Raw genomic sequence first — 13,731 nt, 5'->3', positions numbered from 1 at the left:
AACTTACGCGCCCGCACTTCATACATGCACCCCGTAGCAAAGGTGCGCGGCGGCGGGCTTTCGCGTTCAGCTGACCCGGTTCACCACCAGGTCGGCCAATTCGGCAAGACGCTGCGCGCGCGCACCAAACGGCGCAATCGCAGCGTGGGCGTCGCTGCGCAGCTGCGCTGCGAGCGCACGCGACGCATCTAGCCCAATAATCGACACGTAGGTCGGCTTGCCGTCCTTCGCGTCTTTACCTGCTGTCTTGCCAAGCGTTGCGGAATCGGTCGTGACGTCGAGAATATCGTCGACGACCTGAAACGCGAGGCCTACGGCGGCCGCATACGCGTCGAGCGAACGCATGGCGTCCGCATTCGGCGTCTCGCCCGCCAGCGCGCCCATGCGCACCGCGGCACGCAGCAAGGCGCCGGTTTTCATCCGGTGCATGGTTTCGAGTTGCGGGCGCGTCAACGTATGGCCGACGCTCGCGAGATCAATGGCCTGACCACCGCACATGCCGATCGAGCCGCTCGCCAGGGCCAGCTCACGCACCAGCGCGGCCTGCTGCGCCGGCGCCAGTACGTCCGACGTCAGCGCGACGAACGCCTGCGACTGCAACGCGTCGCCGACCAGCAGCGCCGTGGCTTCGTCATACTTGACGTGTACCGTGGGCTTGCCGCGACGCAGCGCGTCGTCGTCCATGCAGGGCATATCGTCGTGCACGAGCGAGTACACGTGGATCATTTCCAGCGCCGCCGCGGCCGCGTCCAGGCACTCGGCGCGCGCGCCGGTCAACTCGCCGGCCGCATGACACAGCAGCGGGCGCACCCGCTTGCCGCCGCCCAGCACAGCGTAGCGCATGGCTTCATGCAGCTTGGCCGGCTCGGTCGCTTCCGTGGGCAGATAGTGTTCTAGTGCCGATTCGACTCGCTCGAGCACCGAGCGTGTCCATTGTTCGAATGTCATAGGTCGTCCCCGCTTTCAGTAGCGGCTGTGCCTGCGCTATTCATAGGCAGCGGTTTCAGCGTCTCGCCATCGAGCACGCGCACCTGTTGCTCGACCTTCTCGAGCTGCTGCTGGCAAAACGCGACGAGCGCCGCGCCGCGCCGGTAGGCGGTGAGCGATTCCTCGAGGCTGAGATTGCCGCCTTCCATACGCGCCACCAACCCTTCCAGCTCAGCCTGGGCGGCCTCGTAGTTCTCGGGCAACGGCGTGGTATCGACGCCTTCAGCAGGCGCGGCAGCAGTATCTTTCGACGCGGTCTTCGCCATGAATAGTCGCAAAATTAAAACAAGTCGGACATTCTACGGCAAAAGCGACATTTCCGATCCCATCGCCGGCCCGCGCCCCGCCTTTACCCTTCGCGCCCGACCCTCAGTCTCTCAGAAAAAAAACGATTGGTCTGCGGCGAAAACCTTGAACTTCCTTGACATTTTTGACCCAAATCAGGCACTTAAGCGCCCCGAGGAGGGGGAATCAGGTATAATCGCGGGCTCCCTAAATCGAATCTATCGATGGTTGGGTTGTTCACTGCTTTCACGTCTTCACGGGAGTGGGAATGTCCAATCTGAGCAATGCATTGCAGTTGCGGTCTGTCCACAGCCAGCTGCCAGTCACGGCTTACTTTGACGAAGCGCTTCTAACGCGCGAAATCGACACCCTTTTCAAGAAAGGTCCTCGCTACATCGGCCACGATCTCATGGTGCCCGAAGCGGGAAATTATTTTGCTTTGCCCAGCGAGAGCGAAGGGCGTGTGCTCGTCCGTAACCAGCAGTCGCAAGTAGAGCTGCTGTCGAACGTGTGCCGCCACCGGCAAGCCATCATGCTCAACGGCCGCGGCCAGACGGAGAACATCGTCTGCCCCCTGCATCGCTGGACGTATGACCTGAACGGCCAGCTCCTCGGCGCACCTCATTTTGCGGATAACCCCTGCCTGAATCTCGGCGCCACGCCGCTGCAGAACTGGCAAGGCTTGCTGTTCGAAGCACAGGGGCGCGACGTCGCGCGGGATCTGGCGCGCCTCGGCACCAAGCAACACTTTGATTTTTCGGGCTTCATGTTCGATCACGTCGAAGTGCACGAGTGCGATTACAACTGGAAGACCTTCATCGAGGTCTATCTGGAGGACTACCACGTCGCGCCGTTCCATCCGGGCCTCGGCAGCTTCGTCAATTGCGACGATCTGACGTGGGAATTCGGCGAGTGGTACAGCGTGCAGACGGTCGGCGTCCACAAGGATCTGGAGCAGCCTGGCAGCCCGACGTACCGTAAATGGCACGACGAGGTGCTGCGCTTCCGCGGCGGCAATCCGCCCGATTTCGGCGCGATCTGGATGGTGTACTACCCCGGCATCATGATCGAGTGGTACCCGCACGTGCTGGTCGTGTCCTGGCTGATTCCGCGTGGTCCGCAGAAAACCACCAATGTGGTGGAGTTCTATTACCCTGAGGAAATCGCGCTGTTCGAACGCGAGTTCGTCGAAGCCGAGCGCGCCGCCTATATGGAAACGGCCCGCGAAGACGACGAGATCGCCGAACGCATGGACGCCGGCCGCCGCGCGCTGATGGAACGCGGCGAATCGCAGGTCGGCCCGTATCAGAGCCCGATGGAAGACGGCATGCAGCACTTCCACGAGTTCCTGCGGCGAGAACTCGGCGCGATCTGATTCGCGCGGTCCGCATCAAAACATGGAAGACGGGCTTCGGCCCGTCTTTTTTTGTTTAGACTATCAGTATCGTTCGGCCATTCGCTAACGGCCTCAAGCCGCCGCGTAAGCGCCGCAACCATCTTGCATGGGACTGGAGACGTCATGCCCCACACTCACTACACCACACTCATCTCCGCGACAAACCTCGCGGAGCGGCTGGCAGCCGCGCCTGGCAGCGTGTTCGTCATCGATTGCCGTTTCGATCTGGCGGACACCGAGGCGGGCGAGAAAGCCTATCTGGCCGGGCACTTGCCAGGTGCGCACTATCTGAACCTCGATCGCGATCTGTCGGGGCCCAAAAACGGCCACAATGGCCGCCATCCGTTGCCGGATCGCGCACGGCTGGTGGAGACGCTGGAGTCGCGCGGGCTTAAGCAGGGTCAGCAGGTGGTCGCGTATGACGCGCAGGGTGGCATGTATGCGGCGCGCGCATGGTGGCTGCTGCGCTGGCTCGGCCACGATGCGGTGGCGCTGCTCGACGGCGGGCTGCAAGCCTGGGAGGCGGCCGGTAAGCCGCTGACGCAGGACGCTCCGGCACAAAACACCGGCGACTTCAAAGCGGGTGCGCCACTTTCGGTTACCGTCGACGCGCAAACCGTCGAGCGCAACCTCGGTACGAAAGAACGCGTCGTGGTCGATGCACGCGCGAACGATCGCTATCGCGGTGAAAACGAAACGCTGGATCGCGTCGGCGGCCATATTCCTGGCGCGCTCAACCGGTTCTTCAAGGACAACCTCACCGCCGACGGCCGCTACAAACCGGCCCACACGCTGCGCGAGGAATTCCATGCATTGCTGGGCGACACGTCACCGGAACACGTCGTTCTGCAATGCGGCTCGGGCGTGACAGCGTGCGTGAACGCGCTCGCAATGGAGATCGCCGGCATGCATGGCGCGGCGCTGTATGCGGGGTCGTGGAGCGAATGGAGCTCTGATCCGAAGCGGCCGGTTGCAACGGGTCCGAATCCTTAAGCGGTCCATCAAGCAGGACGATTAGCAAAAGGCCGTGGCCGCTGGAAAGCGGCCACGGCCTTTTGCATTCTTCCAGCCGAGCACATCGACACGCCGTTATGGCGCGTCAACCGAAGGTATCGAACTGGCGCCCTCAGGCGACTCCGTGCTGCTTGAACCACACCAGCACACGCCGCCAGCCGTCCTCGGCATCGGCCTTCTTGTAACTCGGCCGGTAATCCGCGAAAAACGCGTGGCCCGCGTCGTCGTACACGACGAATTGCGAGCTGCGGCCCGCTTGCGGACCCTGAGCGATCGCCTGCTTCATCTGCTCGAGCGACGCTTGCGGAATGCTCTGATCCTGCAAACCATACAGCCCTAGCACCGGCGCATGCAGATCGGCCACGCGATCGAGCGGGTTCGCCGGCGTCGTTGCGCTGTGATCGCCGCCGACCCGGCCATACCACGCCGCAGCCGCCTTCAGCCGGGGATTGTGCTCGGCATACAGCCACGCGATGCGTCCTCCCCAGCAAAACCCGTTCACGCCAAGCCGGTTCAGATCGCCGCCGTGCTCGCCCGCCCACGCGACGGTGGCGTCGAGATCGTCCAGCGCCTGTTCATCCGGCACCTTACTAAGAATCTGCTCGCTGATCTGCTGGATGGTCGGCAGCACCGACGGATCGCCCTCTCGGACGAACAGATCCGGCGCGATTGCAAGATAACCGAGCTTGGCAAAGCGCCGGCACACGTCGGCAATATGCTCGTGCACGCCGAACGCCTCGTGAATCACGATGATCACCGGCAGATGCGTCTTGCCCTTCGGCTGCGCGCGATAGGCCGGCACGAGCGTATCGCCCGACCGCACGCCAATCTCGCCGGCTTCGAGACCATCGCTATCCGTATGGATGGTTTGGGCCGACACAGGCATCACGGCCGCGGCGAAACCGGTGCCGAGCGCGGCTTTAATAAAGGTGCGTCGATTGAAGGGAACGTGCGGGACCAGGCTGTCGATATCGGGTTTCAGCATGCGGCGCTCCTCGGGTGAAGGTTGGAGGCAACAGGATACGCTTCGCCCGCATCCTGTTGCACTTGCAACCTTATCAAGCGCAGTCAGCCGTCAGTGCAGCTTGACCCGCGGCAGCGTGGTACGCCGCAACCAGTGTGCGAAGGTGTCGAGCACCATCCGCGCATAGCCGTGCAGCGCCGCGATATGCAGCCGGTACAGCGACATGTACATGAAGCGCGCGAACAGCCCCTCGATCAGCATGTTGCCGCCGATTACGCCGCCCATCAGATTGCCGACCGCGCTGAAGTGCCCGAGAGACACCAGCGAACCGAAGTCGCGATAGGTAAATTCAGGCAGCGGCTTATTCTCGAGCCGTGCCGCAAGCGCCTTCATCAGGAAGCTCGCCTGCTGGTGAGCCGCCTGCGCACGCGGCGGCACGTTACGCTCGTTGCCAGGCCACGGGCAGGCCGCGCAATCGCCGAGCGCGAAGATGTTGTCGTCGACTTCGGTTTGCAGCGTGCGGCGCACGATGAGTTGCCCCAGACGGTTGACCGGCAGGCCGTCGAGTTCACTCAGAATGGCTGGCGCCTTGATACCCGCCGCCCATACCGTCAGATCGGCGCGCACCGTTTTACCGCTGGCCGTGCGGATCATGCCTGGCGCGACCTCGGCCACGGTCTCGCCGATCATCAGCTTCACGCCGAGCTTGGTGAGCAATTCGGCGGTGGCCGTCGACACACGCTCCTGCAAAGCCGGCAAAATGCGCGGCCCCGCCTCGATCAGCACGATGCCGACGTCGTGCCGCGGATCGAGCTTATGCAAACCGTACGCGGACAACACCTGGGCCGTATTGCGCAACTCGGCCGAGAGTTCGACACCCGTCGCGCCGCCGCCGACGATCGCCACCTGGATGCGCGGCTCAGTAGAGGTCGACGACGTTCCCGGGCCCGATTCGACCGGTTCATGCACCTGATGCTCCGCACGCATGCAGGCCGCGATCAGGCGTTTGCGGAAGCGCTCCGCCTGGCTGACTGTGTCGAGCGCGAGGGAGAACTCCGACGCGCCTTTCACGCCGAAGAACGCCGTGGTGCTGCCGATCGCGATGATCAGCGTGTCGTATTCGAGTTCACGTGCGGGCAGCAATTCAGCGCCGTCGTCGTCGAGCACGGTACCCAGCGTAAGACGCTTGTTCGCGCGGTCCAGACCGGTCAGATCGCCCTGCTGAAACTCGAAGCCGTGCCAGCGCGCCTGCGCCGCATATTCGAGTTCCTGGGTGAACGGGTCCATGCTGCCGGCTGCCACTTCATGCAGCAGCGGCTTCCAGATATGGGTTGGATTACGGTCGACGAGCGTCACTTGCGCCTGCACGCCGCCTTTGTTCTTATGGGGTGCATAGCGGTCGCCCAAACGCGTCGCCAGTTCCAGTCCCCCCGCGCCCCCGCCAACGACGATAAAACGATGCATTGAACTCTCCGTATTTGCCGATGGGTTATGCGTCGCAACGGTGCGCATGAAGCATGAAACGCGCGCCGTCTGTCCTGGCGATTGTCCGTGAGCGGCACGGGTTGTCACAAGCCATCAATACGCATATGTGACATGCGCGCGACGATATCGCCTATCGCACGCGCCGTCACATGCACGTCAATGCGCTTCTTCCCAGTTCAGGCCGGCGCCCACTTCGGCGACCAGCGGCACTTTCAGCGCGGCGACACCGCACATCAGTTCCGGCAAGCGCTTACGTACATCGGACAATTCCGCGTCCGGCACTTCGAGGATCAGTTCGTCGTGCACCTGCATGATCATGCGCGTACCGACCTTCGACTCTTCGATCCACTTCTGCACTGCGATCATCGACAGCTTGATCAGATCGGCGGCCGTGCCTTGCATCGGCGCGTTGATTGCCGCGCGCTCTGCGGCCTGACGGCGCGGACCGTTGCCGCCGTTGATCTCCGGCAGCCACAGGCGGCGGCCGAACGCCGTTTCCACGTAGCCCTTGGCCTTCGCGCTCAGACGCGTCTCGTCCATATAACGCGCGACGCCCGGATAACGCGCGAAATAGCGGTCGATATACAGCTTGGCCGCGTCACGCGTAATGCCGAGGTTCGCGGCGAGGCCGAACGCGCTCATGCCGTAGATCAGGCCGAAGTTGATGACCTTCGCTACGCGCCGTTGGTCGTTCGACACTTCGAGCGGCGTCACGCTGAAGATCTCCGCGGCAGTGGCGCGGTGAATGTCTTCGCCCTGCGAGAACGCACGCAGCAGGGATTCGTCGCCGGAAATGTGCGCCATGATGCGCAATTCGATCTGCGAGTAGTCGGCAGAGACGAGTTTGTGGCCCGGCGGCGCGATAAACGCCTCGCGGATACGACGCCCTTCGCCAGTGCGCACGGGGATGTTCTGCAGATTCGGATCGTTCGACGCCAGCCGGCCCGTGACCGCCACTGCCTGCGCATAGTTTGTATGCACACGACCGGTTTGGGCGTTGACCATGCGCGGCAGCTTGTCCGTATAGGTCGATTTCAGCTTCGACAAACCGCGGTGTTCGAGCAGAATCTTCGGCAGCGGGTAGTCTTCAGCGAGCTTTTGCAGCACTTCTTCGTCGGTGGACGGCGCGCCGCTCGGCGTCTTCTTGACCACCGGCAATTCGAGCTTCTCGAAGAAGATCTGACCAATCTGCTTCGGTGAGCCAAGATTGAATTCGCCGCCGGCCAACACGTACGCTTCGCTTTCCAGCTGAATCAGACGCGTGGCGATTTCGCTGCTTTGCGCGCGCAGCTTTTCTGCGTCGATCAGTACGCCCGTACGCTCCATCTTGCGCAAGACGCGCGAGGTCGGCACTTCGATGTCACGATACACGTAGTCGAGCGTCTTCTCGGCGGCCACCTGCGGATACAAGGCATGATGCAGACGCAAGGTGATGTCGGCGTCTTCCGCCGCGTATTCGGCGGCCGTTTCCAGCGCGACTTCGTCGAAGCCGATCTGCGACGCGCCTTTACCCGCGACCTCTTCATACTTGATCGTCTTGATGCCGAGATGGCGCAGCGCGAGGCTGTCCATGTCGTGCGTACGGTGCGATTCGAGCACGTACGATTCCAGCAGCGTGTCGTGTTCGACGCCGCGCATTTCGATGCCGTAGTTCGCCAGCACCTGTTCGTCGTACTTCATGTGCTGGCCGACTTTCTTATGCTCGGCGCTTTCCAGCCACGGCTTGAGCTTCGCGAGGACTTCATCGCGCGGCAGTTGCACGGGTGCGTCGGGACCGCGATGCGCGACCGGCACATAAGCGGCATAGCCAGGCTCGACCGACAACGACAAGCCCACGATTTGCGCGGTCATCGGATCAAGCGAGGTGGTTTCGGTATCGAACGCAGTCAACTCAGCGGCGTTGATCTTCTCAAGCCACGCGTCGAACTGTTCCCAGGTCTGCACGGTGTCGTAGTGACGTTCGTGATCCACGGTAAGCGCAGGCGGTACATCGGTCTCAGGACCTTCCACGACTTCCGCGACTTCCACCTCACGCAGCCAGGTCTTGAAGCCGTTGCGCGTGAATACATCGCGCAGTTCTTCGCGTGATTCCGGCCGGCTTTCCAGGCTTTCTTCGATCGACACGATATGGCCGGTCAGATCGCATTGGCGTTCGACGGTGACGAGTTTCTTCGCCATCGGCAGAAAATCGAGCGCACGTCGCAGATTGTCTCCTACCGCACCTTTGATCTCGTCCGCATGTGCGACGATGCCGTCGAGGGTTTCGTACTGCGTCAGCCATTTGATCGCCGTTTTCGGCCCGCATTTTTCGACGCCGGGTACGTTGTCGACGGTATCGCCGATCAACGACAGGTAGTCGATGATGCGCTCCGGCGGCACGCCGAATTTGGCGATCACGCCTTCGCGGTCGAGCTTCTCGTTAGTCATCGTATTGATGAGGGTGACATGATCCGACACGAGCTGCGCCAGATCCTTGTCCCCAGTCGACACGATCACATTCATGCCGCGCTTTTCCGCCTCGGTGCTGAGCGTGCCGATCACGTCGTCAGCTTCGACGCCTTCGATCATCAGGAGCGGCCAGCCGAGCGCGCGCACGGCGACATGAATCGGCTCGATCTGACGCGCGAGATCCTCGGGCATTGACGGGCGGTTCGCCTTATAGTCGGCATACCAGTCGTCGCGAAACGTTTTGCCCTTGGCGTCGAACACGCACGCGCTATACTCTGCTGTGACTTCCTTGCGCATGCGCCGCAGCATGTTGATCATTCCATAGAGCGCACCCGTCGGGCCACCCTCGGGTCCGCGCAAATCAGGCATCGCATGGTAGGCCCGGTACAGATAACTCGAACCGTCGACCAATAGCAGGGTCTTACCTTCAAGGCTTCGTTCTTCAGGCATTATGACTAAGAGAAAAGTGATTCCGAGTCTGCGATCACTCGCAGATCAAGAGCGCGCTACGGCTAAGAAGGCCCGCGCATCGTGGCAGATGTTCACGATTATGGCAGAGTTTATCGAGGCGACCGAGTACCTCTCGGAGATTCGTCCGGCTGTCAGCATCTATGGTTCAGCACGCCTGAAACCGAACTCGCCGTATTACAAACTCGCCACGCAAATCGCGCGCAAGCTGTCGGACGCCGGCTTCGCGGTTATCTCGGGCGGCGGCCCCGGCATCATGGAGGCGGCCAACAAGGGCGCCCATGCGGGCAAAGCCCCTTCGGTCGGCCTGAACATCGAACTGCCGCACGAGCAATCGGGCAATCAATGGCAGGACATCTCGCTGCGCTTCCGCCATTTCTTCACGCGCAAAGTTACGTTCGTGAAGAACTCGGATGCGGTGATCGTCATGCCGGGCGGTTTCGGCACGCTGGACGAACTCGCCGAAGTCCTCACGCTGATTCAAACCAAGAAGTCGCGCCACGTGCCGATCATTCTGGTGGGCGGCGAGTTCTGGGAAGGCCTGCTTGCGTGGTTCAAGAACTCGCTCACGCCGATGGGCCTGATCAATCCGACGGATATGGACTTGATGCAGGTGATCGACGATCCGGACCAGGTGCTCGAAGCGGTGCTGAAGTTCTACGAAGACCGTGAAGAAGCCGAACCGCATCCGGCCAAGTCGGATGAAGACCGGATGTTTTATCTGTGATGCAGCAGCTTCGCGCCTCGTGCGCGAAGTCAGCTTGCTGATGTTCAAGGCGTATTGAGCAGAGCAACGCACGCGGGTTCTAGCGAGTGGCCTCCAGGTCGCTCGCTTCCGCTACATCGGTTTGATCGCCCTGCGCTTGCAGCCATTCGCAGAACTGCGCCACCAGCGGCGCCTGCGCGACCTCCCGCCTCGCCACCCACCAATAGCCGCGTGCATCGATACGCGGACCGGCCAACGGCACGACGAGCCGTCCTGATGCCAGCTCATCCGCCAATAAAGGCAACGGGCCGAGCGCCACGCCGAGCCCATCCACCGCGGCCTGCAAGGCCAGATAGAAGTGATCGAACGACTGCTTCTTCCGGCATGTCGCCGTGACACCTGCCGCCGATAACCAGTTGCTCCACGCATCGGGCCGCGTGTCCGAATGCAGCAGCACGTGTTTCGCGAGATCGTCAGCGACCTTGATCGGCGAGCGTTGCAGGAGCGCGGGACTGCACACCGGGATCTCGCTCTCGCCCAGAAAATGGCCGCTCACGCAGTTCGGCCAATGCGCCGGCCCGCGCCGCACGGCGACGTCGAAGCCGTCCAGCGTTTCGACCGGTGCGTTTGAAGTCGATAGCCGCAACTCCACATTCGGCACCTTCCGCTGGAACTGATGAAGCCGCGGCAGCAGCCACTTCATTGCGAATGTCGGCAGCGCATTCACCTTCAAAACGTGAACGACGCCCGTATCGCGCAGTTGATCCGTAGCGAGCGCGATGCTGTCGAACGCGGCCTGGACGGTGCCCAGATAGCGGCGGCCGTCGTCGGTCAGGCGTACGCGCTTGCCGCGGCGATGAAACACCTGCACGCCGAGCCAGGTTTCAAAAGCCGCGACTTGCCGGCTAATTGCACCGTGCGTCACATGCAATTCGTTCGCCGCAGCGGTGAAACTTTCATGCCGCGCGGCAGCTTCGAAGGCACGGAGCGCCGGAAAAGGAGGAAGATTGCGAGCCATGCTTGTGATTCTAGATCACAAAGGCGCGCTCAAAAATCGTTTTGCCCAGAGCCGGTTCGGCGCTAACCTCCAGAGCTTGAACTGGAAGCTTAGCGAAATGGATCACGAACTCACCTCAGCCACGGCCGACGGGGCGCCCAAGCCCACATTGCGGGAAATCTTTGGCGGCTTTCTCGGACTCGGGCTGATCTCGTTCGGCGGCGCACTGCCGCTGGCGCGGCGCATCGTGGTCGAGCAACGGCGCTGGCTGACCGGCGCGGAATTCACCGACTTGCTGGGCCTGTGCCAATTCCTGCCGGGCGGCAATGTGATCAATCTTTCCGTGGCGATCGGGATGCGCTTTCGCGGCGTGCCGGGTGCGCTGGCAGGTTTGCTCGGCTTGATCGCGGGGCCTTCGCTGGTGGTGATCGGCCTTGGCGTGCTGTACGAACATACGCAAAACGACCCACACGTTCGCCATCTGTTTGCCGGTCTCGCTGCGGCAGCGTCCGGTCTGCTGATCTCGATGGCCGTGAAAATCCTTCTGCCGTTGCGGGATAAACCGATGGCCGCGCTTATCGCGGCGCTCGGCTTCATCGCGATCGCCATCATGCGCCTGCCGCTTCTGCCGACGATGCTGGTGCTCACGCCACTCAGCATCTACATCGCGTCGAGGGCTGCACGATGAACGACACGCTCATTTCTCTTGCCATCATTTTCAGTCAGCTTTCGCTGCTGGCGTTCGGTGGCGGCAACACGATTCTTCCGGAGATGCAGAGACAGGTGGTGGATGTGCATCACTGGATGCCGGCCAGCGAATTCAGCGCGCTGTTCGCGCTCGCGCAAGCCGCGCCGGGGCCGAATCTGATGATCGTGACGCTGGTTGGTTGGCACGTGGCGGGTTGGGCGGGAATGCTGGTGACTTCAATCGCGAAGTTCGGACCCTCTTCGCTCGTGACAATTCTTGCGCTGCATGCGTGGGACCGGTTCAAAGACCGTCCGTGGCGGCGTTACGCGCAAATGGGACTGGTGCCGGTGACGGCCGGCATCGTCGCGGCGAGCGCGTCCCTGATCGCCGAAGCGTCGAACCCGACAGCTATTGCATGGGCAATCTGTGCATTTACCGCTGTGCTGGCGTTGAAGACGCGCATTCATCCGCTGTGGTTGCTGGCGGCCGGGAGTTTGATCGGGTTGACGGGGTTTGGGCAGTTTTAAGGCGCCAAGGCGAGAGGAGCAGACGCCCGCCCTCGCCTTACCGCGCCTTATCGAATGGCGCTTATTGAAACGCCACTTCCGCGAAACTCCGCAACTTGCGGCTATGCAAACGATGCAGGCCATTCATACGCAACAACTCCATCGCTTTCACGCCGATCTGCAAATGCTGATCGACTTGCGCACGATAGAACTGATCCGCCATACCGGGCAATTTCAATTCGCCATGCAAAGGCTTGTCCGATACACATAGCAAGGTGCCGTAAGGCACGCGGAAACGGAACCCGTTGGCCGCAATCGTCGCACTTTCCATATCGAGCGCGACCGCACGGCTTTGCGACAGCCGCTGCACCGGCTCACGGTGATCGCGCAGTTCCCAGTTGCGGTTATCGACACTCGCCACGGTGCCCGTGCGCATCACGCGCTTCAACTCGACGCCGTCCAGTTGCGTAACCTGCGCGACCGCCCGCTCCAACGCCACCTGCACTTCGGCAAGTGCGGGAATCGGCACCCACAGCGGCAAATCGTCGTCGAGTACGTGATCTTCGCGCACATAGCCGTGTGCCAGCACGTAGTCGCCCAAACGCTGCGTATTGCGCAGACCCGCGCAGTGACCGAGCATGATCCACGCATGCGGACGCAGCACGGCAATGTGATCCGTGATCGTCTTCGCGTTCGACGGCCCGACACCGATGTTGACCATCGTGATCCCGCTGCCGTCGGCGCGCTTCAGGTGATACGCGGGCATCTGCGGCAAACGCGGCGGCGCCGTGCCTTCCTGCGCCTGCTCGCCGAGATTCTCGTTGTACGTGATCACGTCGCCCGGTTCGACGAACGACGTGTATTCGCTGCGATAGGCGCGCAGTTCTTCGTCGTCGGTATGGGCCATCATCGTGCGGCCGAGTTTGACGAATTCGTCGATATAGAACTGGTAGTTCGTGTACAGCACGTAGTTCTGGCAATGCGTGGGCGAGGTCGCCGTGTAGTGCTTCAGCCGATGTAGCGAGAAATCCACCCGCGCCGCCGTGAACAGCGCGAGCGGATGCGGCTCGCCCGGCAGCGGCTCGTATGTGCCGTTGACGATTCGGTCGTCGAGCAGCGCGAGGTCAGGCGTATCGAACACGTCGCGCATCAGGAACAGCCGCTCGCGATCCAGATCGCCCTCGAGATGGATGCCTTCGGCGAACGCGAAGTGGATCGGAATCGGCTGGTCGGACACACCGACTTCGATCTTCACGTGATGGTTCTTCGCCAGCAGGCGCAATTGCTCGCGATAGTAGTTGCCGAACAGATCGGGCCGCGTGACGGTGGTTTCGAACACACCTGGGCCCGCGACGAAACCGTACGAGCGGCGCGAGTCGATATGCGTGTTGACTTCGGTGCGCACTCTGACGAACGGGTAGCAGGCGCGCACCCGGCGCTCGAACAGTTCGTTGCGGCGATAGCGTGCGAAGGCGTCGCGCAGGAACGAGGTGTTCGCTTCGTAGATCGCCGACAGACGCGTGACGGCCTCGGCCGCGTCGTCAAAGGATTCGGTTGGGAAGCTGTTGGCGGGAGTCTGCACCGCGCGTTGATTGGTATCGTTGTTCATCTTCATTCGCCCCTATTGATGAGATGACATTACCACGGAACCCGCGATCGCCAAATGACCTCGCCGCGCCTACCACAACTGCCGCAACAGCGGCCGCAAGATTGCGCGCACGTCGCGCGAAAGCGGCGCAAAATAAGGCGATCGCGCCCGTAGGCCAAGCTGGATTTGCTAGAATCGG

General features: G+C 62.0%; 12 protein-coding genes. 5 read left to right on the top strand and 7 right to left on the bottom strand.

Annotated features, from left to right (window positions below; translation table 11 throughout):
- Window positions 1–66: 66 nt before the first annotated feature.
- Window positions 67–948, bottom strand: a complete 882-nt coding sequence (locus R8871_RS07790) for a polyprenyl synthetase family protein (RefSeq protein WP_175049779.1) — start codon at window positions 946–948, stop codon at window positions 67–69.
- Window positions 945–1,253: an exodeoxyribonuclease VII small subunit gene (locus tag R8871_RS07785; RefSeq protein WP_054034828.1), complete on the bottom strand. Its 309-nt coding sequence runs from the start codon at window positions 1,251–1,253 to the stop codon at window positions 945–947. The genes R8871_RS07790 and R8871_RS07785 overlap by 4 nt, the downstream gene beginning before the upstream one ends.
- Before the next feature lie 287 nt (window positions 1,254–1,540).
- Between R8871_RS07785 and R8871_RS07780 the strand changes: the two genes are divergently transcribed.
- Entirely contained in the window at window positions 1,541–2,647 is a 1,107-nt protein-coding gene (locus R8871_RS07780; protein ID WP_175049778.1) for an aromatic ring-hydroxylating oxygenase subunit alpha, read from the top strand.
- A gap of 144 nt (window positions 2,648–2,791) precedes the next feature.
- Complete coding sequence (locus R8871_RS07775) at window positions 2,792–3,661, top strand: sulfurtransferase (protein WP_093634996.1); 870 nt, start codon at window positions 2,792–2,794, stop codon at window positions 3,659–3,661.
- 133 nt (window positions 3,662–3,794) lie between these two features.
- On the opposite strand, the gene R8871_RS07770 is transcribed toward R8871_RS07775, so the two are convergent.
- From R8871_RS07770 to polA, 3 genes are all read right to left on the bottom strand, one after another.
- Window positions 3,795–4,667, bottom strand: coding sequence for a dienelactone hydrolase family protein (locus tag R8871_RS07770; RefSeq protein ID WP_175049777.1), 873 nt, complete (start codon window positions 4,665–4,667; stop codon window positions 3,795–3,797).
- 90 nt (window positions 4,668–4,757) lie between these two features.
- A complete protein-coding gene (locus R8871_RS07765; protein ID WP_175049776.1) occupies window positions 4,758–6,110 on the bottom strand; it encodes an NAD(P)/FAD-dependent oxidoreductase in 1,353 nt (450 codons plus the stop codon).
- A gap of 177 nt (window positions 6,111–6,287) precedes the next feature.
- On the bottom strand, window positions 6,288–9,029 hold the full coding sequence (gene polA, locus R8871_RS07760; protein WP_175049775.1) for a DNA polymerase I: 2,742 nt from the start codon (window positions 9,027–9,029) through the stop codon (window positions 6,288–6,290).
- A gap of 1 nt (window position 9,030) precedes the next feature.
- On the opposite strand from polA, the gene R8871_RS07755 reads away from it, so the two are divergent.
- Window positions 9,031–9,774 (top strand): LOG family protein, encoded by a 744-nt coding sequence (locus R8871_RS07755; protein WP_054034825.1) that lies wholly within the window; start codon window positions 9,031–9,033, stop codon window positions 9,772–9,774.
- A gap of 79 nt (window positions 9,775–9,853) precedes the next feature.
- Here the strand turns inward: R8871_RS07755 and R8871_RS07750 are convergent, their stop codons facing one another.
- On the bottom strand, window positions 9,854–10,771 hold the full coding sequence (locus R8871_RS07750) for a transcriptional regulator GcvA (protein ID WP_175049774.1): 918 nt from the start codon (window positions 10,769–10,771) through the stop codon (window positions 9,854–9,856).
- Between the two features lie 97 nt (window positions 10,772–10,868).
- Between R8871_RS07750 and R8871_RS07745 the strand changes: the two genes are divergently transcribed.
- Both R8871_RS07745 and R8871_RS07740 read left to right on the top strand, forming a co-directional pair.
- Window positions 10,869–11,438, top strand: a complete 570-nt coding sequence (locus R8871_RS07745; RefSeq protein WP_175049773.1) for a chromate transporter — start codon at window positions 10,869–10,871, stop codon at window positions 11,436–11,438.
- Window positions 11,435–11,965 (top strand): chromate transporter, encoded by a 531-nt coding sequence (locus R8871_RS07740; protein ID WP_175049772.1) that lies wholly within the window; start codon window positions 11,435–11,437, stop codon window positions 11,963–11,965. The genes R8871_RS07745 and R8871_RS07740 overlap by 4 nt, the downstream gene beginning before the upstream one ends.
- A 61-nt stretch (window positions 11,966–12,026) precedes the next feature.
- Here R8871_RS07740 and R8871_RS07735 read toward each other — a convergent pair whose 3' ends face one another.
- Window positions 12,027–13,553: an AMP nucleosidase gene (locus tag R8871_RS07735; protein WP_054034928.1), complete on the bottom strand. Its 1,527-nt coding sequence runs from the start codon at window positions 13,551–13,553 to the stop codon at window positions 12,027–12,029.
- Between the last annotated feature and the right edge of the window lie 178 nt (window positions 13,554–13,731).

It is taken from the genome of Paraburkholderia sediminicola (genome assembly GCF_902859805.1).
In the GTDB taxonomy this organism is placed as follows: Bacteria; Pseudomonadota; Gammaproteobacteria; order Burkholderiales; family Burkholderiaceae; genus Paraburkholderia; species Paraburkholderia sediminicola.
The sequence above is the reverse complement of the archived record's forward strand: the minus strand, read 5'-3'. Positions and strand labels throughout refer to the sequence as shown.